Here is a 26,035-nt window from a genome sequence, read left to right as displayed (position 1 = left end):
GTCAGGCAACGTTTCGCGCGAACTCCTCCGCCGACCCGCGCAGCGTTTCCAGCAGCGCCTCCACGCTCGCGAACTCATCCTCCAGCGTGTCGATCTCGGAGGCGACACCCTCCGTATCGGCGCGGATCGCGGCCACGGTGTGCGACATCGAATCGGCCGCGAGCGCGGTTTCGTCCACCGCCGCGGTGATCGCGGTGACCGTATGCGCCTGCGCTTCCATTGCGTGGCGAATGCGCGTCGCCGAATCCTGCACCTCCAGCACCGTGGATCGGATCGAGGCGGAGGTATCCACCGTCACCTTGGTCGCCGCCTGGATCGCCGCGATCTTGCCCGCGATATCGTCGGTCGCGCGCGCGGTCTGGTTGGCCAGGCTCTTCACCTCCTGCGCCACCACCGCAAACCCGCGTCCCGCATCGCCAGCCCGTGCAGCCTCGATGGTCGCGTTCAGCGCCAACAGGTTGGTCTGCCCCGCAATGTCGCGAATCAAGCCCAGGATCGACTCGATCGATTTCGCGTGCTCACTCAGCGCTCCCGATACGGTCACCGCGTCGCCCGCCTGCACGCCCGCGCGCGTCGCGATCTCGGCGGCTGCCTCGACCTCGACCCGCGCATCCTCGATCGCGCGGATCAGCCCCGCAGCGGTCGAGGCCGCGTCGCGCATCGCCACCGCCGACTGCTCGGCCGCGGCCGCTACCTCGCTCGTCTTGCCCAGCATCCCGCGCGCCGAGGCCGATGCGCCCGCGGCCTGCACGCGCAGGTGGCTGCCGTCCTGCGTCGCCGCCTGCACCGTTGCCGCGATCCCGTCGCGAAACGCGGCCGCCAACCGGTCGCGCGCGAGTTGCGCACTATGCTCGCGATAAGCATTATACAGTTCGACCGTGATCTCGCCTTCCAGCGCCGACAGCCGCATCAACGTGTCGACCATTTCGGTCAACTGCGGATCGCCTGACGTGGCACGCTGCATCAGGCTGTTGAGCGCGGCGCGGTCGCTGGCGCTGATCATCGACAATAGCGCCATCGGCGTCACGCCCGCGGCGTACGCCGATGCGACCGAGCGCTCGACCGATTCGACCCACGCCCGTTCGCGCGTCCGCAGAAAACGGTTCTCCAGAAAGCCGCAGCCCAGCTCGATCATCCGCTCGACGTCGTGCGGCGCCCACATTTTCGTGCTCTCGAAACAGCGTTGCCACTGCCCCCAATACGCGCCGGAAATCGTCTTTACGTCGCCCGCGATCGCGTCCCAGGTCGTGCGGCTCAGCGCCGCCAGCCGACCATCGGTGTCGAACACGCGAAAGCGCGCGTCGAGGTCCAGTCTGGCCGCGACCGATCCGGGCGTCGGCAGATCGTCGAACATGGCGTGCGTCGTGTTGAAGGTCATGGCGACTCCACTTACCTAGAACCGGTTAATGCCACGTTGAACCAGCCGTGACCGTCGTGCCGTGCTTGCATCGCACGCTATCGCGGCTAAGGGCGTAGGCTGAAAGGAACCGCCGTTGGCCAGCCGTCCCGCACCTCGTCCCCGTCCGAGAAGCCCGCATCTCTTCACGGGCCCGATGCAATTCCACTACCGCTTCAGCCCCGCGATGCTGACCTCGATCATCCACCGCGCGACCGGCGCGGCGATGGCGACCGTTGGTGCGATCCTGTTGGTGTGGTGGCTTGCTGCGATCGCCTCCGGCGACGCCGCCTACGCAACCTTCCGCGACGTGTTCACCACCGATCGCGGTAACCTGAACATCATCGGCTACGTGATCGGCATTGGGCTGACTTGGGCGGTGTTCCAGCACATGGCGAGCGGCATTCGTCACCTCGTCATGGACACCGGGGCGGCTTTCGAGCTTAAGACCAACCAGCTCGCCGCTCGGCTGACCTTCGTCTTCTCGATCGCGATGACGGTCTTGTTCTGGCTCTGGCTGGGGTTGAAGTAATGAGCACCGAACTCGGCCGCGTCCGCGGTTACGGCAGTGCGCACGAGGGCGTGCATCACTGGTGGCATCAGAAACTGACCGCAGGCACTAACCTGCTACTGATGGCGTGGCTGCTCGCCTCGCTGGCGATGCTCCCGGCGTATGATTTCGCCACCGTGCGCATCTGGCTCGGCTCGGCCTGGGCCGCGATCCCGATGCTGCTGCTGATCGTCTCGGTCGTCTACCACTTCCGTCTCGGGCTGCAGGTCGCGATCGAGGATTACGCGCGGATGCAGAGCCGCTTCGTCGCGATCGTGCTGCTCAACGTCTACGCCGCCGCGATCGCTGGCGTCGCCATCTTCTCCATCCTCAAGATCGCCTTCGGAGCCGCCCAGTAATGGCCGCCTATCAGATCATCGACCATACCTATGACGCGGTCGTCGTCGGCGCGGGCGGCTCGGGCCTGCGCGCGACGATGGGCATCGCGGAAAGCGGGCTGAAGACGGCCTGCATCACCAAGGTGTTCCCGACGCGCAGCCACACGGTCGCGGCGCAGGGCGGCATCGCTGCCAGCCTCGGCAACAACTCGCCCGATCACTGGTCGTGGCACATGTTCGACACCGTCAAGGGTTCCGACTGGCTCGGAGACCAGGACGCGATCGAGTACATGGTGCGCGAGGCGCCGCAGGCGGTGTACGAGCTGGAGCATGCCGGCGTGCCGTTCAGCCGCAACGACAACGGCACCATCTACCAGCGTCCGTTCGGCGGCCACATGCAGAACATGGGCGAAGGCCCCCCAGTGCAGCGCACCTGCGCCGCCGCCGACCGCACCGGTCACGCGATGCTGCACGCGCTGTACCAGCAATCGTTGAAGTACGACGCCGACTTCTACGTCGAATATTTCGCACTCGACCTCATCATGGAAAAGGGGGTCTGCCGCGGCGTAATTGCGCTGTGCATGGAAGACGGCTCGATCCATCGTTTCCGCGCGCACAACGTCGTGCTGGCAACCGGCGGCTACGGCCGCTGCTATTTCTCCGCGACCTCGGCACACACCTGCACGGGTGACGGCAACGCGATGGTGCTGCGCGCCGGCCTGCCGCTCCAGGACATGGAGTTCGTGCAGTTCCATCCGACCGGCATCTACGGTGCGGGCGTGCTGATCACCGAGGGTGCGCGCGGCGAAGGCGGCTACCTCACCAACTCCGAGGGTGAGCGCTTCATGGAGCGCTATGCTCCGTCGGCGAAGGACCTCGCCAGTCGCGACGTCGTCGCGCGCTCGATGGCGATGGAGATGCGCGAAGGCCGTGGCGTCGGCCCCGAGGGCGATCACATCTTCCTTCACCTCGATCACATCGATCCCAAGGTGCTGCACGAGCGGCTGCCGGGCATCACCGAGACGGGCAAGATCTTCGCCGGTGTCGACCTGACGCGCCAGCCGCTGCCGGTGACCCCGACGGTCCACTACAACATGGGCGGCATCCCGACCAACTATCACGGCGAAGTCGTGAACCTGCGCGACGGCAACCCCGACGCGGTCGTCCCTGGGCTGTTCGCGGTCGGCGAGGCGGCATGCGTGTCGGTCCACGGTGCCAATCGCCTCGGCTCGAACAGCCTGATCGACCTGGTCGTGTTCGGCCGCGCCACTGGCCTGCGCGTTCGCGACATTCTCAAACCGAACACCACGCATGCCCCGCTGCCCAAGGGGTCGGAGGAACTCGCGCTCAGCCGGCTCGACACCTTCCGCAACGCCGCGGGCGGTACGCCGACCGCGCACATCCGCCGCGACATGCAGCAGACGATGCAGAAGCATTGCGCGGTGTTCCGTGACAGCGCCTTGTTGTCCGAAGGCGTCGCCAAGATCGACAACGTGTACCGCTCGATCGGCGACGTCAGCATCAAGGATCGTTCGCTGATCTGGAATACCGACCTGGTCGAGACGCTCGAACTCGACAATCTGCTGTCTCAGGCCGTGGTGACGATGAAATCCGCCGACAACCGCAAGGAGTCGCGCGGCGCCCACATGCACGAGGATTTCCCCGATCGCGACGACGCGAACTGGATGAAGCACACCATCGCCACCTTTGACGGTTGGGGTGGCAAGGGCGGCAACGTCGCGATCGACTACCGCCCGGTGCACGATTACTCGCTCACCGACGACATCGAGTACATCAAGCCCAAGAAGCGCGTCTACTAAGTCACTAATCTTGGAGCTCCGGACTTGGTCTGGGGCCCCGCTGTCTCTCTACACCGGTGAGAAGCGCGATGCCGGATCATGGCCGAGATGAAGCGGTGAGGCAGCAAACGTCCAACCTCCGACCTTCCTCCCCGTCCTCGGAACCCGCCTACCGCGGGTTCGGCCGCACCTATTGCTTCTTCTCACGCGCAGACAGCGGCGCACCTTAGCGCTTCGCCCCCGAACCCTCCGCTCCATCCTGCCGCCGCCATAACAGTCCCGCCCCCAGCAGCGCCGCACCCAGCGCCAGCGTAACACCCGGTCGCCGCATCGCCGCGGTGTAGAGGCTGAACCCCTTGCCGGTCTGGTCGCGCGATCGCTCCACGCCATTGTGCGCCGGCGCGAACAGATTGTCGGGGCGAGGCTGGTTCTTCGTCGGGTCGATGAACAGCGCCGAGCCCACGGCCGCCACCCGGTCGAACAACGCCGGCGCATGTTGTGCGAACAGCACCTGCGCCTTGCCCGCGCCGCCCACTGTCACACCGCGCGTCGGCCGCGTCGCCGCGTCGAGGATCGCGTTCGCCACCAGCATCGGATCGTACACCAGCGGCGGGATCCGCGCCTTGCCACCGGCGTGGTTGCTCGCATGCTCCGCAACTGGCGTGTCGATCCCCGACGGCTGGATCAACGTGGTCGAGATCGGTGCCGCCTCCTGCAACAACTCACCGCGCAGCGTGTCGACATAGCCCTTCACCGCATGCTTGCTGGCAGCATAGGCGCCCATCAGCGGGCTCGGCATGCCCGCCGCGATCGAGGCGACCGTGATCAACGCGCCGCCCTGCTCGCGCAGGTGCGGCACCGCTGCTGCGCAACCGTTGACCACGCCGAAATAGTTGGTTCGGAACAGCCGCTCATGCTCGTCGATCGGTGTGTCGAGCAGCTTGGCGTAGATCGTGACACCCGCATTGTTGACCCAGCTATCGATACGCCCGAACCGCGCCACTGCGTGCGTCGCCGCCCGCCTGACCGCCTCCGCATCGCCCACGTCCGCCGTGACGTGATAGGCTTCGCCGCCCGCCGCCTGAATTTCGTCCACGACGCGGGCGAGCGCCTCGTCGCCGCGCGCAACCAGCACCACCTTGGCACCGCGCTTCGCCGCCTCGCGTGCGGTCAGCAATCCAATTCCCGAGGACGCTCCAGTGATGACGATCACCTGCTGATCGATTGGTTTAAGCTTTAACGACATGGTTTGCGGTTCCACCTGTTTGCTCTCAAGCGAACGCCACGCGCGCACGTTCCGCTCCCGCGCACGCCGGGTGCTTGACTTGGCTCGCCGCACGTCCGTTAATCCCGTGATCGGGGGATCGGCCATGCGCGGAACATTGTTGCTCGTCATGGCATCGCTCGCTGTCAGCGCCAGCGCACAGACCTACCAGCCCGCACGCCACAATCTGCCCGCACCCGTCTTCGCCGGCGGCGAGGCGGAAACGCAGATACAGGCCGACATGGGGATCGACGTGGAGCGAGATCGACCCGCACGCTGGCGCCTGGCCGAGCATCGCCGCCTCGACGCCGCGCTCGCTGCCGTCCGCTCGCAGCGCCCCGGCGTTGTCGACGCCTTCGTGATCGTCGCCGCGCTCGACAGCGATCCCGTATTCGGCCGCGAAGCGCGCGAGACGGCCAAGGTACTCACGCGTCGCTACGATGCCGCCGGCCACGTGATCCTGCTCGCGGGCAGCGACGGCACCCGCGACAGCGACCTGCCGATGGGCAGCCCTGCCAACCTCGACCTCGCGCTCGCGCGCGTGGCGGAGGTCATGGATCCGGCGGAGGACGTGCTGATCCTCTACACCACCAGCCACGGCGCGCCGTTCGGCATCTACTACAACGACGGCGATCAGGGATATGGCGCGGTGTCGCCGACGCGGTTGTGGAACCAGCTTTCGACGCTCGGCATTCGCAACCGGCTGATCCTGATCAGCGCCTGTTACTCGGGCGTGTTCGTGCCGATGCTATCGTCGGATACGACCGCGATCGTCACCGCCGCCGCGGCCGACCGCCCTTCGTTCGGTTGCCAGGCCAACAACGACTGGACCTTCTTCGGCGACGCGCTGGTCAACATCGCGCTGCGAAAGCCGCAACCGCTCGCCGCCGCGGCACAAGAAGCGCAGACGTTGATCGCCGGGTGGGAGAAGCAGGTCGAACTCGATCCGTCGACACCGCAGGTCGCGGTCGGCGCGGGTGCGCGGCGCTGGCTCGCCGCGTTAGAGCGCGCGCTGCCCGCCGCTACCCCACGCACCGGCCGTGCCGCCACCGCGCTGCTGACGGGAAAATGATTGGCCGCGCCGGAACAACGCGCGGCGCCTGACGCTAAGCGCGCCATGACCCAGCCTGACACCACCGCCGCCCAGAGCAACGCGATCAACTATCCGCTGCTCGCCCGCCCCCACATCCAACTCTACGGCACCGTCGACGAGCAGATGTATGCCAAGTTCCTCGACGGATTGGCTGCAGCCCCGACCGACGGTCCGCTGGTGGTGTCGATCACCACGCTTGGCGGCGACCCTGAAATGGCGCGCGCGATGGGCGACTCGATCCGCCTCTTGCGCGAATATACCGGACGCGAGGCGCTGTTCCTCGGCAAGGTCGCGGTCTATTCGGCCGGCGCGACCTTCATGTCCGCCTTCCCCGCCGACAAACGGTTCCTGACCAAGAACTCGCGCCTGATGATTCACGAGCGGTTGATGAACTCGACCGTCCAGCTTTCAGGTCCGCTCAACACACTGTCGCCGGTGCTCAACGCCAAGCTCAACGAAATCGAAGATTCGATCCGCATCCAGGACGAAGGCTTTGCCGACCTCGTCCGCGGCACCCAGGTGACGCTCGACGAGCTGAAGCAGCGCGCACCGCACAATTGGTACATCGAGGCCAGCCAGGCACGCGACCTCGGCCTGGTGCTCGACATCATCTGACGGCTCGTTTCTCCGGGCAGGCGGCTGGCACATCCGCCGAGGCGCATTATGTCTTGAGCCTTGGCGCATGTGCGCTAGGAACGGCGCGGACCTTGTTTGCGGTACGCGCCGCGATCCGGTATCCGAGCCGACAGCGATCGTGACGTGTTTCGCGCCCGCGATCCTGCCCGAACACGAGAACGAGACGTATGGCCGAGTTCACCCTTCCGAAGAACAGCCGTATCAAGGGCGGCACCAAGCATCCCTCGCCGCAGCCCGGTGGCAAGATGCGCAGCTTCAAAGTATATCGCTACGATCCGGACTCGGGCGAAAATCCGCGTTTCGACACGTTCGAGGTCAATCTCGACGAATGTGGCCCGATGGTGCTGGACGCGCTGATCAAGATCAAGGGCGAGCAGGACTCGTCGCTCACCTTCCGCCGCTCGTGCCGCGAAGGCATTTGCGGGTCGTGCTCGATGAACATCGACGGGCGCAACGGCCTTGCCTGCACCACCGCAATCGAGGACGTGAAGGGCGAGGTGAAGATCACGCCGCTTCCCGCGATGGACGTGGTCAAGGACCTGGTCCCCGATTTCACGCGCTTCTACGCGCAATATGCCTCGATTACGCCGTGGCTCCAGACGGTCACGCCGCCCCCCTCGGGCAAGGAACGGCTGCAGAGCCCGGAGGAGCGCGCGAAGCTCGACGGTCTGTACGAGTGCATCCTGTGCGCGTGCTGCTCGACCTCATGCCCGAGCTACTGGTGGAACTCGGACAAGTTCCTCGGCCCCGCCATCCTCCTCCAGGCGTATCGCTGGCTCGCCGACAGCCGTGACGAGATGACGGGCGAGCGCCTCGACGCGCTGGAGGATCCGTTCCGCCTATATCGCTGCCACACGATCATGAATTGCGCGAACGTCTGCCCCAAGGGCCTCTCACCCGCCAAGGCGATCGCCGAGATCAAGAAGATGGAGGTCGAGCGGATCGTGTGATCACGCTCGTTGGAGTGACCTTCGACTGACCTTTCGCCGTTCATGCCGGCCGCGGCGCGTGCCTGAACACGTTTCCGCCGCCGGCACGAATGGATCACCATGGACCGTAGCGACCACAGCGAGGCCGAACCCTCGCGCGCTTTCCTCTTCGACGAACATCCCGACCATCCCGGCTGGATGCACTGGCGCTTCCGCGACGACACGCGATTCAACTCGTTCCTGGGCGACGTGATCGTCCGGCAGGAGGACGCGCTCGCCCGCGTCCGCATGACGCCCGAGCACCGTCACTCCAACTTCGGCAACAACGTCCACGGCGGCGCGCTGCTCGGCTTCATCGACGTCGCGCTGTTCGCGGCGCTGCGCAGCTTCGGTGTGCTCTCGGCCGGGCCAGCAGTGACGCTTGACCTCAACACCCACTTCATCGGCGCCGGCCGCGTCGGCGAGCCGCTGGAGGCGCAGGTCGAGATATTGCGCCAAACGCGTCGGCTGATCTTCGTGCGCGGTCTTCTGGTGCAGATGGAGATGACGGTCGCCGAATTTTCCGGCACGATTCGCAAGCCGAGCGCCGGCTGATGGGAAAAGTGCGTGCCGCCTATGACGCGCTGATCGCCGCGGGCGAACTCCGCCCCGATGCCGAGCAAGCCGCCGCCGCCGACCGGCTCGACGCACTCGCTCACGAGCTTGAACATCCGCGCACGACCGGTTTCTTCCGTAAACGTACGGTCCCTGCACGCGGCGTCTACCTGTGGGGCGACGTAGGGCGCGGCAAGTCGATGCTTATGGACCTGTTCTACGATCACGTCGACGTTCCCTCCAAACGCCGCATCCACTTTGCCGAATTCATGATCGAGGTGCACGGCCGCATCGCGGTGGAGCGGCGCAAGGAAGCGGGCGACCCGATCCTGCCCGTGGCACAAGCACTCGCCGACAGCACGCGCCTGCTCGCGTTCGACGAAATGATGGTCACCAACTCGCCCGATGCGATGATCCTGTCGCGGCTGTTCACCGCGATGATCGAGGCCGGCGTGACGATCGTCACCACCAGCAACCGCGCGCCGACCGACCTTTACCGCAACGGGCTCAACCGCGAGCACTTCCTTCCCTTCATCGCGCTGATCGGCGAGCGGCTCGACGTGCTCGCGCTAAACGGACCCGTAGATTACCGCCGCGACAGGCTGGGGCAGCAGGACACCTGGCTCGTCCCCAACGGCGCCGAGGCCACCGCCGAGCTCTCCGCCGCCTTCTTCCGCCTGACCGATTACCCGCCCGAGGATCGCGCGCACGTGCCGAGCGAGGAGCTGTCGGTGCAGGGCCGCACACTCCACGTGCCAAAGGCGCTGAAAGGCGTTGCGGTGTTCAGCTTCAAGCGGCTGTGCGGTGAAGCACGCGGACCCGCCGACTACCTTTGCATCGCGCGGCGCTACCACACCGTCATTGTCGTCGGCATCCCGCAGCTCGGGCCGGACATGCGCAACGAGGCGGCGCGCTTCGTCAGCCTGATCGACGCTTTGTACGAGTATAAGGTCAAGTTGCTTGCGGCAGCCGACGCTGAACCTGACCAACTGTACCCCGCCGGCGATGGCCGCTTCGAGTTCGAGCGCACCGTCAGCCGGTTGGAAGAGATGCGATCCGAGGAGTATCTGACGCAGGGTCACGGCCAAAACTGAGCTCTATCGCTATTGCGAACCGTTATCTCTACTATATTGGCTTCTAGGCTTTTGCGGGTTGTCGCGGACGGCCAAAGGGCGTAGGCGACCTTCCCATCCACCGTAACGACGAGAGGGGATGGAATGGCCCGCAAGAAGATCGCGCTGATCGGCGCCGGCAACATCGGCGGCACGCTCGCGCACCTGGCTGCGCTCAAGAACCTGGGTGACATCGTCCTCTTCGACGTCGTCGAAGGCGTGCCGCAGGGCAAGGCGCTCGACCTGTCGCAGTGCGGTCCGGTTGAGGGCTTCGATGCCAAGATCACCGGCACCAACGATTACGCCGACATCGCGGGCGCGGACGTCATCATCGTCACCGCCGGTGTCGCGCGCAAGCCCGGCATGAGCCGCGACGACCTGCTCGGCATCAACCTGAAGGTCATGAAGGCAGTCGGCGAGGGCATCAAGAACAACGCCCCCGACGCCTTCGTCATCTGCATCACCAACCCGCTCGACGCGATGGTGTGGGCGCTGCGCGAATTCTCCGGGCTGCCGCACAACAAGGTCGTCGGCATGGCGGGCGTGCTCGACTCGGCGCGCTTTTCGCACTTCCTCGCGACCGAGTTCGGCGTGTCGGTGAAGGACGTGAACACCTTCGTGCTCGGCGGCCACGGCGACACGATGGTCCCGGTGCTCGAATATTCGACCGTGTCCGGCATCCCCGTCAGCGACCTGATCGAGATGGGCTTCTCCACCAAGGAGAAGGTGGATGAGATCATCAAGCGCACGCGCGGCGGCGGCGGCGAGATCGTCGCCCTGCTGAAGACCGGCTCGGCTTATTACGCGCCCGCGACCAGCGGCATCGCGATGGCGGAAGCCTATCTGTACGATCAGAAGCGCATCCTGCCCGCCGCGGCGAACCTGTCGGGTGAGTATGGCATCGACAACCTCTACGTCGGCGTTCCCGTCGTGATTGGGGCCGGCGGCGTCGAGAAGATTGTGGAGGTGAAGCTGTCCGACGAGGCGAAGCAGAACCTCCAGGTATCGGTCGACGCGGTCAAGGAACTGCTCACCGCGTGCCGCGGCATCGACAACACGCTCGCCTGAACGGCTGACGAAAAGGACCCCCGATGAGCATCCTCGTCGACAAGAACACCAAGGTCATCACGCAGGGGATGACCGGCAACACCGGCAGCTTCCACACGCAGGCGGCGCTCGATTACGGCACGCAGATGGTCGGCGGCGTCACGCCGGGCAAGGGCGGCAGCGAGCATCTCGGCCTGCCGATCTACAACACGGTGCACGAGGCTGTTGCCGCGACCGGTGCAACCGCGAGCGCGGTGTACGTGCCGCCGCCCTTCGCCGCGGATTCGATCCTGGAGGCGATCGACGCCGAGGTGCCGCTGATCGTCTGCATCACCGAAGGTATTCCGGTGCTCGACATGGTGCGCGTCAAGCGCGCGCTGTCGGGCTCGAAGTCGCGGCTGATCGGCCCGAACTGCCCCGGCGTGCTGACGCCGGGCGAGTGCAAGATCGGCATCATGCCGGGCAACATCTTCCGCAAGGGTTCGGTCGGCGTCGTCAGCCGCTCGGGCACGCTCACCTACGAAGCGGTGTTCCAGACCTCGAACGCGGGTCTCGGTCAGACGACCGCGGTCGGCATCGGCGGTGATCCGGTCAACGGCACCAACTTCATCGACGTGCTGGAGCTCTTCCTCGCCGACGACGCGACCGAGTCGATCATCATGATCGGCGAGATCGGTGGCGACGCCGAGGAGCAGGCGGCGCAGTTCCTCCGCGACGAGGCGAAGCGCGGTCGCAAGAAGCCGATGGCCGGCTTCATCGCAGGTCGCACCGCGCCTCCGGGCCGTCGCATGGGCCACGCCGGCGCGATCGTGTCGGGCGGCAAGGGCGATGCCGAGAGCAAGATCGCGGCGATGGAAGCGGCCGGCATCAAGGTCGCAGCTTCGCCCAGCGAGCTCGGCTCGACGCTGCTGGAAGTGCTCAAGGGCTAAGGTACGCCGCCCTGCTCGGGGCGGCGCGTGAAAACGGACGAGCGCTTGTAATCGGGGCCACCCGCGCTCGTCCGCTCGCCGCCTCTGAGGTGGCTGGCCCCATCCTCGCTCTCGCGGGCGGGACATGAGGTGTGTGATGGGCTTCGAAGGTCAGGATTTCAGCGACATCGCCGGCGGCGTCAGCCCCGCGTTCATCGACACGCTCTACGCCCGCTACAAATCCGCGCCGGACAGCGTTGAGCCGGGCTGGCGTACCTTCTTCGAAGGGCTGGAGGGTGCGAGCAGCACCCCGTCGTGGACCAACCAGCGCTGGCCGCTCACCACCACCGACGATCTGACTGCCGCGCTCGACCCAACGCAGATGGAGCCCGCGCCCAAGCCCGCCAAGGGTGGCGCGAAGCCTGCCGCCGCGGCCCCTGCCCCGTCGAAGGACGACATCATCCGCGCCGCGGGTGACGCGATCCGCGTGCAGATGCTGGTGCGCACCTACCGCGTGCGCGGTCACCTCGCCGCCAACCTCGATCCGCTCGGCTTGTCGGGCTTGCGTGAGTTGCCCGAGGATCTGAAGACCGAATATTACGGCTTCACCGACAACGACATCGATCGTCCCGTCTATCTCGGCGGCACGCTCGGTCTCGAATGGGCGACCGTACGCGAAGTCGTCGACACGTTGCGCGCCAACTATTGCGGCAACGTCGGCCTCGAATACATGCACATCGCGGACGTGGAGGAGCGCCGCTTCCTGCAAGACCGCATGGAAGGCAAGGACAAGGCGATCGAGTTCACGCCCCAGGGCAAGAAGGCGATCCTCAACAAGGTAATCGAGGCCGAGCAGTGGGAGAAGTTCCTCGGCCGCAAATATGTCGGCACCAAGCGTTTCGGGCTCGACGGCGGCGAGAGCATGATCCCCGCGCTCGAGAGCCTGATCAAATACGGTGGCGCGGCCGGCGTCAACGAGATCGTGTTCGGCATGGCGCACCGTGGGCGCTTGAACGTGCTCGCCAACGTCATGAACAAGCCGTTGCGCGTGATCTTTCACGAATTCGCGGGCGGTAGCGCCAACCCCGACGACATCGGCGGGTCGGGTGACGTCAAATATCACCTCGGTACCTCGACCGATCGCGAGTTCGACGGCCACCACGTCCACATGAGCCTGGTCGCCAACCCCTCGCACCTCGAGGCGGCCGACCCGGTCGTGCTCGGCAAGATTCGCGCAATCCAGACGATCGCGGGTGATCTGGAGACGCATTCCAAGTCGCTGCCCGTGCTGATCCACGGCGACGCCGCCTTTGCTGGCCAAGGCATCGTGTGGGAGTGTTTCGGCTTCTCGGGCATCCGCGGCTACAACACCGGCGGCTGCGTTCACTTCGTCATCAACAACCAGATCGGCTTCACGACCAGCCCGCAATTCGCGCGCTCCTCGCCCTATCCGTCGGACGTCGCCAAGGGCGTCCAAGCGCCGATCTTCCACGTCAACGGTGACGATCCCGAGGCGGTGACCTTCGCGACCAAGATGGCGATCGAATACCGGCAGAAGTTCCACCGCGACGTCGTGATCGACATGTGGTGCTATCGCCGCTTCGGTCACAATGAGGGCGACGAGCCCGGCTTTACCCAGCCGCTGATGTACAAGGCGATCCGCAGCCATCCGGGCGTCAGTGACATCTATGCCAAGCGGCTGGTGCAGGAAGGCGTGGTCGATCAGGCCTGGGTCGACGACAACGTCAAGCAGTTCACCACGCGGCTCGAAGGCGAGTTCGAGGCAGGTGCTGCTTACAAGCCCAACAAGGCGGATTGGTTCGCAGGCCGCTGGTCGGGGCTCCACGCCCCCGCCGACGCCGACAGCCAACGTCGCAGCGTCGATACCGGCATCGAGCCCAAGCTGTTCGACGCGATCGGCCGACTGCTGACGACGATCCCTGAAACGATATCGGTTCACAAGACGCTTTCGCGCGTGCTCGATGCCAAGCGCGAGATGTTTCGCTCGGGCGCGAACTTCGATTGGGCGACAGGCGAAGCGCTGGCGTTCGGCTCGCTGTTGTCCGAAGGCTACGGCGTCCGCCTGTCGGGACAGGATTCTGGTCGCGGCACCTTCTCGCAGCGCCACGCCGTCTGGGTCGACCAGAATGACGAACATCGCCACGTTCCGTTGTGGAACGTCGAACACGGCAGCTTCGAAGTGCTGGACAGCCCCTTGTCCGAGTACGGCGTGCTCGGGTTCGAGTACGGCTACGCGCTTGCCGATCCGAAGACGCTGGTGTTGTGGGAGGCGCAGTTCGGCGACTTCGTCAACGGCGCGCAGATCATGATCGATCAGTTCATCACCTCGGGCGAGGCCAAGTGGCTGCGCGCGAACGGTCTGGTGATGCTGCTGCCGCACGGGTACGAGGGCCAGGGTCCCGAGCACAGCTCGGCGCGCCCCGAACGGTTCCTGCAGGCGTGCGCCGGCGATAACATCCAGGTCGCGAACTGCACCACACCGGCGAACTATTTCCATCTGCTCCGCCGGCAGATGCACCGCAATTTCCGCAAGCCCCTGGTCGTCTTCACGCCCAAGTCGCTGCTGCGCCACAAGCTGGCGGTGTCGAGCGCAGCGGACTTTCAGCGCGACACGCATTTCCGCCGCGTGCTGTCCGACCCGTCGGCACCCGCGGATGCGGCGACCAAGCGGCTGGTGCTGTGCACCGGCAAGGTGTCGTACGACCTGATGGAAGCGCGCGATGCGGCGAGTGACGAGCACACGCAGATCGTGCGCGTCGAGCAGCTCTACCCCTTCCCCACGCAGTCGCTGGTTGAGCGGATCGCGCGGATGCCGAACCTCGAAGAGGTGATCTGGGCGCAGGAAGAGCCGCGCAACAACGGTTACTGGTTCTTCGTCGAGCCTTTCATCGAGGAAGTGCTCCAGATGGCAAATTCGTCAGTCAAGCGTCCGCGCTACGCCGGTCGCGCCGCCGCCGCCTCGCCGGCGACGGGGCTGATGAAGCGCCACCAGGCCGAGCAGGGCGCGCTGATCGCCGACGCGCTCGGCCACAACGTGCGCGAGGAAATCCGCCGGACCCGTGAGGCCGACACGACCAAGAAGGCCGGCACCGCCGGCGCCTGACCCTTCGCTCAAGACAGGAAAATAGAATGGCAACCGAAGTTCTGGTGCCCACGCTGGGCGAGTCGATCACCGAAGCCACCGTCGGCGAGTGGCTGAAGCAGCCGGGCGACAAGGTCGCCGCCGACGAGCCGGTCGCGAGCCTTGAGACCGACAAGGTCTCGGTCGAGGTCCCCTCGCCGGTCGCGGGCGTGATGGGCGAGCACGCGGTCAAGGTCGGCGACACGGTCGAGGTCGGCGCGTTGCTCGCGACCGTCGACGCGGGCGGCGCGGCACCGGCGCAGGCGAGCGCACCGCAGCCCGCGGTGACGCAGGCCCCCGCCGCATCGACGGGTGGTAGCGGTCAGGGCGGCGCGACGCCGACCGCCGGCGGTTATGGCAACCACGGCGCGACCCCGGTCGCGGGCGAAGGCCCCGCCGCACTCTCCCCCTCGGTACGCCGCGCGGTGCTGGAGCACGGCGTCGATCCGGCGACGATCAAGGGCACGGGCAAGGACGGCCGCCTGACCAAGGAAGACGTTGCCGCCGCGGCTTCGTCGAAGCCGGCGGCTGCGCCTGCCGCGGGCACGTCGGACGGTGGCGCCGCCACCGCCGGCCGCGCGGACGCGGGCTCCGCGCCCGCGCGCCGCGAAGAACGCATCAAGATGACGCGCCTGCGCCAAACGATCGCCAAGCGCCTGAAGGAAGCGCAGAACACAGCGGCGATGCTGACGACGTTCAACGACGTCGACATGACCGCGGTGATCGAGGCGCGCGCCAAGTACAAGGACCTGTTCGAGAAGAAGCACGGCGTCCGCCTGGGCTTCATGGGCTTCTTCGTGAAGGCCGCGACGATGGCGCTGAAGGACATCCCATCCGTCAACGCCTCGATCGAGGGGGACGAGATCGTCTACCACGATTACGCCGACATCTCGGTCGCGGTGTCGTCGCCGGGCGGTCTGGTCGTTCCCGTCATCCGTGACGCGCAGGATCTGTCGGTCGCCGGGATCGAGAAGACGATCGGCGACTTCGGCCGCCGCGCGAAGGACGGCACGCTCAAGATGGACGAGATGCGTGGCGGCACGTTCACGATCTCGAACGGCGGCGTGTTCGGCTCGCTGATGTCGACCCCGATCATCAACCCGCCGCAGTCGGCGGTGCTGGGCCTCCACCGGATCGAGGATCGCCCGGTGGTGGTGAACGGCCAGGTCGTGGTGCGCCCGATGATGTATCTGGCGCTCAGCTACGACCACCGCCTGATCGACGGTCGCGAGGCGGTGACGTTCCTCGTCGCCTTGAAGAACGCGATCGAGGACCCCACTCGAATCCTGATCGACCTGTAATCATATCAAGCGTCACCCCGGCTGCGGCCGGGGTCTCGTGCCCCGGGGCGCAACGCTCCTGCCGCGCGAGACGCCGGCCTTCGCGCCGGCCTGATGACCGGGAGAAGTACGATGGCTGAATACGATTATGACGTGCTGGTGATCGGCGCCGGCCCCGGCGGCTACGTCGCCGCGATCCGCGCCGCGCAGCTCGGGCTCAAGACCGCGTGCGCGGAAAGCCGCGAGACGCTCGGCGGCACCTGCCTCAACGTCGGCTGCATTCCGTCGAAGGCGCTCCTCCACGCATCCGAATATTTCGACGCCGCGGCGAACGGCGCCATGGCGAAGATGGGCATCAAGGTGACGCCCGAGCTCGACCTGGAAGCGATGCACGGGCAGCGCCGCGACGCGGTGAAGCAGCTGACCGGCGGCATCGAGTTCCTGTTCAAGAAAAACAAGGTGACGTGGCTGAAAGGCCGCGCCGCGTTCGAGGACGCGCACACCGTCACCGTCGCGGGCGAGCGCGTGACCGCGAAGAACATCGTCATCGCGACCGGCTCGACCGTTACGCCGCTGCCGGGTGTCGAGATCGACCAGAAGGTGATCGTCGATTCGACCGGCGCGCTCGATCTGCCCAAGGTGCCCGAGCATATGGTGGTGATCGGCGGCGGCGTGATCGGGCTCGAGCTCGGCAGCGTGTGGCGGCGCCTGGGCGCCAAGGTCACCTGCGTCGAGTTCCTCGACCAGATCCTGCCCGGCTTCGACGGCGACATCCGCAAGGAATCGAACAAGATCTTCAAGAAGCAAGGAATCGAGTTCAAGCTCGGCACCAAGGTGACCGACATCACCTCGGACGGGACGACCGCGACGCTGACGCTGGAGCCCGCCGCGGGCGGTGAGGCGACGACGCTCACCGCCGATTGTGTGCTCGTCTCGATCGGTCGCCGCGCCAACACCGACGGCCTCGCGCTCGACAAGATCGGGCTGACGCCCAACAATCGCGGGCAGGTCGAAACTGACCATGATTTCCGCACGTCGGTCGACGGCGTGTGGGCGATCGGCGACGTGATCCCGGGCCCGATGCTCGCGCACAAGGCCGAGGACGAGGGGATCGCGGTGGCGGAGAACATCGCGGGTCAGCACGGTATCGTGAACCACGCGATCATCCCCTCGGTCGTCTACACCTGGCCCGAGATCGCGGGCGTCGGGCTGACTGAAGAACTCGCCAAAGAACAGGGCGAGGTGAAGGTCGGCAAGTTCCCCATGATGGCGAACAGCCGCGCGAAGACCAACCACGAGCCCGACGGCTTCGTGAAGATCATCGCGGATGCGAAGACCGACCGCGTCGTCGGCGTCTGGGCGATCGCCTCGGTCGCGGGCACGATGATCGCGCAGGCCGCGCAGGCAATGGAGTTCGGCGCTACGAGCGAGGACATCGCCTACACCTGCCACGCGCACCCGACGCACTCGGAAGCGATCAAGGAAGCCGCGATGGCGGTGACGGGCAAGCCGATCCACATCTGATCGGCATCCGCGCGATCACACGGGCGGCGGCGGTGCAGCGATGCGCCGCCGCCGCTTTCCGTTCGGGGTGACCGAAGTTTAACGCCGCCGCCACCGCCGCGACAGCGCGGGGAGCGCAGAACAGTCGCCTTCGACGAGGAGAGTAACCGTGAAGCACGCAGCAATCATCCTGGCCCTCGCCACCTCCGCCACGCTCGCCACCGCGCCCGCCGAAGCGAAGGGGTGTCTGAAGGGCGCAGCGGTCGGCGGCGTCGGCGGGCATTTCGTCGGCAAGGGCCACGCGGTCGCGGGCGCCGCGATCGGCTGCGCGGTCGGTCATCACCGCGCCAAGGTCGCCGCGCGCAAGCAGGCGGCGCAGGCGCAACCGCATCGCGGCTGACGCGTGTAGCGGAGCGGATGCTACCTTGCCCGCTCCTCAACCGCGTAGCATGATCATCCCGACGCGACCGCCTTGGCTCGCGTCGGGGATACATCCATGAAGATCAGCGCGCGCAATCAGTTCTCGGGCACGATCACCGCGATCAACCCCGGCGCGGTCAACGGCACGATCAAGGTCGACATCGGCGGCGGCAACGTCGTCACCTCGTCGATCACCGAGGAAGCGGTCGCCGAACTCGGCCTCGCGATCGGCGATCAGGTGACGGTGCTGGTGAAGGCGAGCGACGTCCTAATCGGCAAGTGACGCGCGCGGCGCTGGAGCAACGCTGGCTGACACTGACGCGCGAGACGATGCCCGCGCTCGCCATGAAACGCGGCTGGCCGGTACGCAACGACCATTGTTTCCAGCGCATCCTGCTCGACAACGTGGTCGGCGGCGTGTGGTACGACGCGATCCCCAGGCGTCCGGCGTATCGCCACGTTGATGCGGCGTTGCTCACCCGTGCGGTTGACCTCGGCGAAGCGGTGCTCGCCGGCAGCGCCGATCTGGCAGCGCTCAACCGTCAGTCACTGGCGTGGCGCGGTAAGTTGGCGCGTTGATGTGGTTCACGAGTGAGCCGATTTACTGCAAACGCCATGTCCGCGACCCGCCCGCTTCGGGTAGGAAGTACTAGAGTGGCGACACTTAGGCATTGGCGCAACTGTGGGTACCAGCGCGGATCGCCTGCATGCCAACGCTGAGACCCAAAATCAGATTATCATGGCGAGGGGCCGATGGCGCAGGCGGCGAGTGAGCGGCCGGACCGGCTCCGCCTTAATGGGCTGAAACTCGATGCACCGCCTCGCCGCTTGGCTGACAGACAAGGTAGTTCATCAGGCGTGAGACACCGAAGCGATTACCCGCAACTGAATGCCACCTAACCGATGCGCCGGGTAACGACGACACCGCTCTGATCGCCGCCTTTGAAACCAACGCGGTCTATGTCGGCAAGATCTGCGGCCGCAGAAGTCGTACAGCACGAGCGTTCATGACGAGCGGTTGCGTGCTACAGCTGCTGCATCGCGTCGTGTTCGAAGCTGCGGCTAGACGGCAGGTCTGCGAAAAGCATGCGGCACGAAGACCAAGCCGGATTTACCCGGTCGCCCGTGCCCGCGCGATTGCCGCTTGCAACTGATCGATCGGCAACGCGCCGGTCATCACCTGATCGCCCACCACCCAGCTCGGGGTGCCGGTGATGCCGAGCTTTGCCGCGACATCGAGGTTCTGGCGGATGGTCGCGTCAGCGTCGCGCGGGATCGCGGCGAGGTTCACGCCGGTCGTGCGCCCCGCCGCGGCGATCGTCGCGTCGCTGACCGGACCCGCGGCGTAGAGTGCGTCGTGGAACGGCTTGAACCTGTTCTGCTGCGCTGCCGCCAGTGCGGCGCGCGCGGCGACGCGGCTCTGGTCCGACAGCACGGGTAGTTCCTTGAACACAATCCGTAGTTGCGGGTCTTGGTCGACCAGCTTCTGCAAGGTCGGCAGGATCGCGCGGCAGTAACCGCAATTATAGTCGTAATATTCAACCAGCGTTACGTCGCCCTTGGGATTGCCGATCCACGCGCCGGCATAAGGCTGCTCGATCGCACCGCGGCTCGCCGCCACGGCCTTGGCGGAGTCACGCTCCTGCAGCTTCTGCATCGCCTGCGGGATCAACTCTGGGTTGGCCAGGACGTAGTCGCGCACCACGCGCTCGACCTTAGCCTTGTCGACGCCACCGAGTTCACCCGGTGCGACACGATCGGCCAGGAACATGCCCCCTGCCCCACACACCGCGCCAAGCGCGACCATGCCGAGCAACACTCCACGGTTCATCGGCGCTTCTTGCCCTTGTCGATCACGTCCTGCGAAGTCATTGCGATGTCCTGCGCCCTAATCCAGTCGGGCGTGTTCTTCGGGATGCCCGCTAGCGCGACGCGCGCGCGCATCGCCGCGGTCTTGCTGTCGCCGGTGATGCTCGCCTGCTCCGCGCCGGCGAGCGCGGCGCGTGCCTCATCGCCGGTACGCTCGTACACCGTGCCGAGCTGGAACCAAGCGAACGGATTCTCGTCGTCGCGCTGCACCGCGGTGCGCAGCACGCGCTTGGCCTCGTCATAGTTGGCGGCATTGTCGGTCGCGATCAGCGCGTGACCGTAAGTGGTGCCGATCAGCGGATTGCTGCGCGTGCCCTCATAAGCGGCGCGCAAGGGGATCAATGCGTCCTTGGGCCGGCCAGCCTCCAGCATGATCTGCCCAACGATCTCCTGGAAATACGGATCGTCGGGCCTGGCTTTGACCAGCGCGGCAGCCTCCGCATCGGCTTTGTCGGGATAACCAGCCTTGTGATAGGCGTAGGCGCGCGCGTAATGGGCGTAGATCGTCTGGTCGGTGTCGGGATATTCGTTCAGCGTCCGCTTGGGATCGGCGACGTAGCCGAGCAGCTTCGCCTTCACGCGACGGAAGCGCTCCTGCAACACCGGATCGATCGGCTTGGCGTAGAAGGGCGACTCCTTGACGTCACCTTCGAGTGTCGCGATGCGCGTGCCCGATAGCGGGTGCGACTGCATAAACGGGTCGATGTTGGCGAGCCCGTAGCGATATTCCTGCTGCTGCAACGTCTTGAAGAAGGTCAGCATCCCCTTGGCCGAGATGCCAGCAGTCTTCAGGTACTTGATTGCGCTCGCGTCAGCGGTCGCCTCCTGCGTCCGGGTAAACGACAGGTAGCTGCCCATCGCCGCCTGCTGCCCCGCCGCCATCACCCCCATACCGGCCGCGCCGCCGCCGGCCGCCGCAGTGGCGAGCCCCAGCACCATCGACAGCAGGTACATCGCCATCGCAGGCTTCTGACCGGCATCAGCGTTGGCAACGTGACCGTCGGCAATGTGACCGAGTTCGTGCGCGATCACGCCCTGCACCTGGTTCACGTCCGCCGCAGCCTCGATGAGCCCGGAGTGAATGTAGACCGTCTGGCCGCCGACCACGAAGGCGTTGATCGAGCCATCGTTGACCAGCGCGAACTGCACGTCGCTGGGGCGCAGGCCGGCCGCGGTGACGATCGGCGCGGACATGTCGCGGAACAACGCCTCGGTCTCGGCGTCGCGCAGCAGCGATTGCGCCTGCACCGGTACGGCCGCGAGCATCGCCACACCAGCGATCAGCGAGACGATCCGGCGGATCATCGGGCGGACCTTGAAGAAGAACGGCAAGGCATGGGCATCACCGTAGCGCCGAACGTCGTGGGATCATAGCAGCGCATCGCCCGAGTGCTTGCAGCAGCGGCGGTGAACCGCGGCTGAAGCACCCGAGCGACGCATCGCGATCAGTTACCGAAGGTACGCTGCCACCAGCCGCGACGCGGTGTCGCATCGCCGACGTCCGTTCCCTCGACAGCTGCCGCGTCGTTTGCGTCAACCGCTGCCGCAGTCGGCTCCGGAGCCGCTGCATCGGCCGTGACAGGGGTGTCGGCAGGCGCCGGTTCAGCCGTCTCGACTGCGGCCGGCTCTACCTTCTTGCGACGGCTACGCTTGGGCTTGGCCGGCGCCTCCTCCGCGGTGTCGGGCGCGGGCAGACCGTCGTTGACCGGCGCGGAGTCACCCGCCTCGACCACCGGAGCGTCGACTTTCTTGCGACGCGTGCGCTTGGGCTTGGCAGGCGTCTCGGCCGCTACCTCGGGCGCGACTTCTTCGCTCACCGCCGCTTCGACCGGTGCCGGAGCCGGAGCCTCGACGGGCGCATCGGCGGCGCGTGCGCGCGGACGACGACGCGTCTTCGGCTTGGCAGCGGGCTCCGCCGCTGCTTCGGCTTCGCTGCTGGCATCCTCGACCGGCTGCGGAGCAGGCACGTCGTCGGCTGCGGTGGATGTCTCCTCCGGCTGCGTCACCTCCTCGCTGATGTCACCGGCATCAACCGCGGTTGCCTCGTCGGCCGACGGCTCACCCGAGGGTGCGCTCTCCGCCGAGACAGCGCCCTGCCCCTCACGCCGGCGACCGCGACGGTTGCGACGACGGCGACGGCCGTTGCCCGAGGACGCTTCCTCGTTGCCCTCGTGCTCGACAGGCGCGGCCTCGCCGAGGTCAGCGTCCTCGACGCTGGTGTCGGCGGCATCGCTCTCCGACATTTCGGCCTCGGTGCTCGTCTGCTCGTCACGATCGCCACGACCGCGATTGCGGCGTCCACGACGACGACGGCGGCGTCCGCCCTCGCGGTCGCCCGCGTCGCCTTCATCATGCTCTCGCTGGCTCGCGTCACGCTCGCGCGATGCTTCCTCGACCTCGGCTTCTTCTTCCTCCTCGGCCTCGTACTCGTCTTCGATGTCGTCCTCGACCTCGATCACGGGCGCGTCGAACTTGGGCGCATAGGCGGGCGGCGGACCGGCGGCCTCGACCGACATGCGCGCGCCTTCCTCCTCACCATCGGCAAGGATGTCGACCTGCACGCCGTAGCGATCCTCGATCTCGGCGATGTCGCCGCGCTTGCGGTTGAGGACGTAGAACGCCGCTTCCTGGCTGCACCGTAGCGTCAGGTGCGAGCCGCGGCCGCGTGCCGCTTCGTCCTCGATCAGGCGCAGCGCGGAGAGGCCGGCTGACGATGCGGTGCGGACCAGGCCGGTTCCCTCGCAATGCGGGCACTGGCGCGTCGATGCCTCGAGCACGCCGGTGCGCAGCCGCTGGCGGCTCATCTCCATGAGGCCGAACGACGAGATGCGGCCGACCTGGATGCGCGCGCGATCGTTCTTGAGCGCCTCCTTCATCGCCTTCTCGACCTTACGGACGTTCGATCCGTGATCCATGTCGATGAAGTCGATGACGACCAGCCCGGCCATGTCGCGCAGACGCAGCTGGCGCGCGATCTCCTGCGCGGCTTCTAGGTTGGTGGCGGTCGCGGTCTGCTCGATATTGTGTTCGCGCGTCGAGCGGCCCGAGTTGATGTCGATCGAAACGAGCGCCTCGGTCGGGTTGATGACGAGGTAGCCGCCCGACTTCAGCTGCACCACCGGGTGGTACATTGCGGCGAGTTGGTCCTCGACGCCGGCGCGCTGGTAGAGCGGCACCGGGTCGCTGTAATGCTTCACCTTTTTGGCGTGCGTCGGCATTAGCAGGCGCATGAAGTCCTTGGCCTGGCGATAACCCTCATCGCCCTCGACGATCACCTCGTCGATGTCCTTGTTATAGATGTCGCGGATCGCGCGCTTCATCAGGTCGCTGTCGCCGTAGACAAGCGCGGGCGCCGAGGAGGTCAGCGTCTTGTCGCGGATCTCATCCCACAGGCGTGCGAGATAGTCGAAGTCGCGCTTGATCTCGGTCTTGGTGCGCTGCAACCCGGCGGTGCGCACGATGCAGCCCATCGACGACGGCAGCTCGAGGTCCGCCATGATAGCCTTCAATCGCTTGCGATCACCGGCATTGCTTATTTTGCGGCTGATCCCGCCGCCGTGCGACGTGTTGGGCATCAGCACGCAGTAACGCCCGGCGAGGCTGAGATAGGTCGTCAGCGCCGCGCCCTTGTTGCCACGCTCTTCCTTCACGACCTGGACCAGCAGCACCTGGCGGCGGCGGATCACGTCCTGGATCTTGTAACGGCGGCGCAGGTTCATGCGGCGCTGACGCAGCGCCTCGACCTGGTCGTCACCGTTCGAGCGCTTGCCCTTGCGACGCCGGCCGCCCTGCTCGTCGCCGCTGCGTTCGGCATCACCCTCGCCCGCTTCGTCGGCGTGATCGTCCTCGTCGTCGGCGTGGTCGTCGAAGTCGTGCTCCTCCTCGCCCCCGTGCTCATCGGCGCCGTCGAAACGTGCGGGCGTGTCAGCGTCGTCCTCATCGAAGGTGGCGTCATCCTCGGCATCGAGCTCAGCGCGCAGCTTGGCTTCCTCGGCGGCGTGCTCGGCTTCTTCGCGCAGCAGGGCGTCGCGGTCCTCCTTGGGGATCTGGTAATAATCCGGGTGGATTTCGGAGAAAGCGAGGAAGCCGTGGCGGTTGCCGCCGTAATCAATGAACGCGGCCTGGAGCGACGGCTCGACGCGCGTCACCTTGGCGAGATAGATATTGCCCTTGAGCTGCTTGCGCTCGGCGCTCTCGAAATCGAATTCCTCGATCCGGTTACCCTTGACGACGGCGACGCGGGTTTCTTCCCGGTGGCGTGCGTCGATCAGCATACGCGTGGTCATTGATTGTTCTCCGCGCGCTGGGCCGTCCGGCTAGCGGTGCGCCCGCGCGATAAAAGGAAAGGCGCCGCGATGGGTCGGGCGCCGATGGTGCGATAAATGCCTTCGTCGGCCGTGCAGCCCCGGACGCCTGATGGCCGGGATACGCCGCGCCCGCTCCGCCGGCATGAGCCGGGCGGAACAGCGAACGGGCGGAATGCAACATGCGGACGTCAACCTGATTGCCCTGGCCCGGCAGAAACGCCGGGCGAGCGGTGTCGCCGAAGCTTGACGTGCGGGTGCACAACTCCGGTCAAACACTCGCTAGCATTGGTTAAGCCAGCCATCAACTGCCGGTTCTTGCCACAATGCGGCAAGGTATTGCCGGCAAAAGATGCCAAAGGCGGCATTAACCCCGTCGCGCAAGGTGACCTTGAGGGCTGTTCGCTAGACCTACGGCCAAGGGTCAAAGGGTTGCGTATCATGGCTTTTCGCTGGACGGACAGGCGGTTTTCGCGGCATGGGCGCCGCGTGTCGATCGTTCTCGCGCTGTTGTTGGGCGTGTTCGCGGGCGCGCCCGGTTGGGCGGCAACCGTTGAGCGGGTCGACGTGTCGGACGGCAAGGTCGTGATCCGTTTCGACGACGCGGTCGCCGCCGCTTCCAGCTTTCTTCTCAACGCGCCGCAGCGGATCGCGGTCGACATCGACGGCGCGCGTCCCGGCCGGTCGGTGGGTGATCGCGACGAGGATACCGCGGTCACGGCGGTGCGCCAGGGCGTGCACGGCGCGACCGGCGCGCGCGTGGTGCTCGATCTGGCGCAGCCGATGATCGTCGAGCGCGGGCGCTTCGGTGACGACGGGCGCGCGCTGACGCTGACGCTGAAGCCGGTCGCGCCCGAGCGCTTCGTCGCGGCGAGCAACGGCGCACCGCTCAACTGGACCGGGCGCGTCGCCACCGCAGGCTACACCGTGTCGCAGGCAGTACCGCCAGCGCGGCGAGCGCTGCCGCTGCCCAAGGTGCGCGGCGACGAGAGCCGGCCATTGGTGGTGATCGACGCCGGGCACGGCGGGCACGACCCCGGCTCGATCTCGCCCGACGGCGAGCTGCGCGAGAAGGACTTGACGCTCAAGATGGCGCTGGCGGTGCGCGACGCGCTGCTCCGGTCCGGTCGGGTGCGCGTCGCGCTGACCCGCGACAACGACCAGTTCCTGGTGCTGCGCGAGCGGTACGGCGTAGCGCGCAAGTTGAAGGCCGATCTGTTTATCTCGATCCACTGCGACAGCGCGCTGTCGACCGAGGCGTCGGGCGCGACCGCGTACACGTTGTCGGAGGTCGCGTCCGACAAGGAAGCCGCGCGGCTGGCGGCGCGCGAGAACAAGGTCGACATCATCAACGGCGTCGACCTGGACCGGAACCCGGATGTGTCGTCGATCCTGATCGACCTGACGCAGCGCGAGACGATGAACGCGTCGGCCGGCTTCGCGCGGTTGCTGGGGCGCGAGGCGCAGCCGCTGATGGCGACCAAGCCGAACTTCCACCGCATGGCGTCGCTGATGGTGCTGAAGGCGCCCGACACGCCATCGATCCTGCTGGAAGCGGGCTATATCTCAAACGCCAATGATGCCGCGTTCCTCGCCAGCGAAGCAGGCCGGAGCAACGTGGCGGAGAGCGTGCGACGCGCGGTCGAGGTGTATTTCGCGCGGCGGCTGGCGCTGCGCTGAGCGCGAAAGGTCACGCGAAGGTCACGCCAACGCGGCCCGTGTTGCCGTCCGGCAAGATTGGAAAGTCACGCTAAGGTCACACCAACGCGGGCCGTGCGGCCGGAACCAGAAGGTCATTCCGAAACGTTTTCCGGCGGGTTTGACGCGCACTCCTTCGTTTCCCCGGACTTG

Annotated in this window: 22 protein-coding genes; 17 read left to right on the top strand and 5 right to left on the bottom strand. The window is 66.4% G+C overall.

The genetic code is table 11. The annotated features are described in order from the left end of the window. Position 1: 1 nt before the first annotated feature. Entirely contained in the window at positions 2-1,378 is a 1,377-nt protein-coding gene (locus tag HRV97_RS01145; RefSeq protein ID WP_246248475.1) for a methyl-accepting chemotaxis protein, read from the bottom strand. A 115-nt stretch (positions 1,379-1,493) separates the two neighbouring features. Between HRV97_RS01145 and sdhC the strand changes: the two genes are divergently transcribed. The 3 genes from sdhC to sdhA are packed head-to-tail and all read left to right on the top strand — an operon-like array spanning position 1,494 to position 4,104. Beyond that, a complete protein-coding gene (gene sdhC / locus HRV97_RS01140) occupies positions 1,494-1,928 on the top strand; it encodes a succinate dehydrogenase, cytochrome b556 subunit (protein ID WP_174191867.1) in 435 nt (144 codons plus the stop codon). Then, entirely contained in the window at positions 1,928-2,305 is a 378-nt protein-coding gene (gene sdhD, locus HRV97_RS01135; RefSeq protein WP_174191866.1) for a succinate dehydrogenase, hydrophobic membrane anchor protein, read from the top strand. Before sdhC ends, sdhD begins: the two co-directional genes overlap by 1 nt. Continuing rightward, the gene (sdhA, locus tag HRV97_RS01130) at positions 2,305-4,104 is read left to right on the top strand and encodes a succinate dehydrogenase flavoprotein subunit (protein WP_174191865.1); all 1,800 of its coding nucleotides are present in this window, start codon (positions 2,305-2,307) and stop codon (positions 4,102-4,104) included. Before sdhD ends, sdhA begins: the two co-directional genes overlap by 1 nt. A 205-nt stretch (positions 4,105-4,309) precedes the next feature. Here sdhA and HRV97_RS01125 read toward each other — a convergent pair whose 3' ends face one another. After that, positions 4,310-5,329: an SDR family oxidoreductase gene (locus tag HRV97_RS01125; RefSeq protein WP_174191864.1), complete on the bottom strand. Its 1,020-nt coding sequence runs from the start codon at positions 5,327-5,329 to the stop codon at positions 4,310-4,312. Between the two features lie 124 nt (positions 5,330-5,453). On the opposite strand from HRV97_RS01125, the gene HRV97_RS01120 reads away from it, so the two are divergent. The 13 genes from HRV97_RS01120 to HRV97_RS01060 all read left to right on the top strand — a co-directional run bounded on the left by HRV97_RS01120 (position 5,454) and on the right by HRV97_RS01060 (position 18,590). Further along, the gene (locus HRV97_RS01120; protein WP_174191863.1) at positions 5,454-6,419 is read left to right on the top strand and encodes a C13 family peptidase; all 966 of its coding nucleotides are present in this window, start codon (positions 5,454-5,456) and stop codon (positions 6,417-6,419) included. Positions 6,420-6,464: 45 nt separating this feature from the next. Continuing rightward, complete coding sequence (locus HRV97_RS01115) at positions 6,465-7,055, top strand: ATP-dependent Clp protease proteolytic subunit (RefSeq protein WP_174191862.1); 591 nt, start codon at positions 6,465-6,467, stop codon at positions 7,053-7,055. A gap of 188 nt (positions 7,056-7,243) precedes the next feature. Next, the gene (locus HRV97_RS01110) at positions 7,244-8,026 is read left to right on the top strand and encodes a succinate dehydrogenase iron-sulfur subunit (protein WP_281356753.1); all 783 of its coding nucleotides are present in this window, start codon (positions 7,244-7,246) and stop codon (positions 8,024-8,026) included. Positions 8,027-8,125: 99 nt separating this feature from the next. Continuing rightward, on the top strand, positions 8,126-8,599 hold the full coding sequence (locus tag HRV97_RS01105; RefSeq protein ID WP_174191861.1) for a PaaI family thioesterase: 474 nt from the start codon (positions 8,126-8,128) through the stop codon (positions 8,597-8,599). Then, on the top strand, positions 8,599-9,693 hold the full coding sequence (zapE, locus tag HRV97_RS01100; RefSeq protein WP_174191860.1) for a cell division protein ZapE: 1,095 nt from the start codon (positions 8,599-8,601) through the stop codon (positions 9,691-9,693). Before HRV97_RS01105 ends, zapE begins: the two co-directional genes overlap by 1 nt. Before the next feature lie 123 nt (positions 9,694-9,816). Beyond that, positions 9,817-10,779 (top strand): malate dehydrogenase, encoded by a 963-nt coding sequence (gene mdh, locus HRV97_RS01095; RefSeq protein ID WP_174191859.1) that lies wholly within the window; start codon positions 9,817-9,819, stop codon positions 10,777-10,779. Between the two features lie 23 nt (positions 10,780-10,802). Then, positions 10,803-11,687, top strand: a complete 885-nt coding sequence (gene sucD, locus HRV97_RS01090; RefSeq protein ID WP_174191858.1) for a succinate--CoA ligase subunit alpha — start codon at positions 10,803-10,805, stop codon at positions 11,685-11,687. Positions 11,688-11,823: 136 nt separating this feature from the next. After that, positions 11,824-14,790: a 2-oxoglutarate dehydrogenase E1 component gene (locus HRV97_RS01085; protein ID WP_174191857.1), complete on the top strand. Its 2,967-nt coding sequence runs from the start codon at positions 11,824-11,826 to the stop codon at positions 14,788-14,790. A gap of 26 nt (positions 14,791-14,816) precedes the next feature. After that, on the top strand, positions 14,817-16,109 hold the full coding sequence (gene odhB / locus HRV97_RS01080; protein ID WP_174191856.1) for a 2-oxoglutarate dehydrogenase complex dihydrolipoyllysine-residue succinyltransferase: 1,293 nt from the start codon (positions 14,817-14,819) through the stop codon (positions 16,107-16,109). A 111-nt stretch (positions 16,110-16,220) separates the two neighbouring features. Continuing rightward, a complete protein-coding gene (gene lpdA, locus HRV97_RS01075) occupies positions 16,221-17,612 on the top strand; it encodes a dihydrolipoyl dehydrogenase (protein WP_174191855.1) in 1,392 nt (463 codons plus the stop codon). Positions 17,613-17,760: 148 nt separating this feature from the next. Further along, positions 17,761-17,991 (top strand): hypothetical protein, encoded by a 231-nt coding sequence (locus tag HRV97_RS01070; protein WP_174191854.1) that lies wholly within the window; start codon positions 17,761-17,763, stop codon positions 17,989-17,991. Positions 17,992-18,087: 96 nt separating this feature from the next. Next, positions 18,088-18,294: a TOBE domain-containing protein gene (locus HRV97_RS01065; protein ID WP_174191853.1), complete on the top strand. Its 207-nt coding sequence runs from the start codon at positions 18,088-18,090 to the stop codon at positions 18,292-18,294. Beyond that, complete coding sequence (locus tag HRV97_RS01060; protein WP_174191852.1) at positions 18,291-18,590, top strand: GCN5-related N-acetyltransferase; 300 nt, start codon at positions 18,291-18,293, stop codon at positions 18,588-18,590. Before HRV97_RS01065 ends, HRV97_RS01060 begins: the two co-directional genes overlap by 4 nt. A 532-nt stretch (positions 18,591-19,122) precedes the next feature. Here HRV97_RS01060 and HRV97_RS01055 read toward each other — a convergent pair. From HRV97_RS01055 to HRV97_RS01045, 3 genes are all read right to left on the bottom strand, one after another. Continuing rightward, complete coding sequence (locus HRV97_RS01055) at positions 19,123-19,842, bottom strand: DsbA family protein (RefSeq protein WP_174191851.1); 720 nt, start codon at positions 19,840-19,842, stop codon at positions 19,123-19,125. Continuing rightward, positions 19,839-21,185 (bottom strand): M48 family metalloprotease, encoded by a 1,347-nt coding sequence (locus tag HRV97_RS01050; RefSeq protein WP_174191850.1) that lies wholly within the window; start codon positions 21,183-21,185, stop codon positions 19,839-19,841. The genes HRV97_RS01055 and HRV97_RS01050 overlap by 4 nt, the downstream gene beginning before the upstream one ends. A 140-nt stretch (positions 21,186-21,325) precedes the next feature. Continuing rightward, on the bottom strand, positions 21,326-24,154 hold the full coding sequence (locus HRV97_RS01045; protein WP_174192583.1) for an Rne/Rng family ribonuclease: 2,829 nt from the start codon (positions 24,152-24,154) through the stop codon (positions 21,326-21,328). Between the two features lie 519 nt (positions 24,155-24,673). Between HRV97_RS01045 and HRV97_RS01040 the strand changes: the two genes are divergently transcribed. Then, positions 24,674-25,864, top strand: coding sequence for an N-acetylmuramoyl-L-alanine amidase (locus HRV97_RS01040; RefSeq protein ID WP_343044401.1), 1,191 nt, complete (start codon positions 24,674-24,676; stop codon positions 25,862-25,864). Positions 25,865-26,035: the final 171 nt, after the last annotated feature.

It is taken from the genome of Sphingomonas hominis (genome assembly GCF_013328205.1).
Lineage (GTDB): Bacteria > Pseudomonadota > Alphaproteobacteria > Sphingomonadales > Sphingomonadaceae > Sphingomonas > Sphingomonas hominis.
The sequence above is the reverse complement of the archived record's forward strand: the minus strand, read 5'-3'. Positions and strand labels throughout refer to the sequence as shown.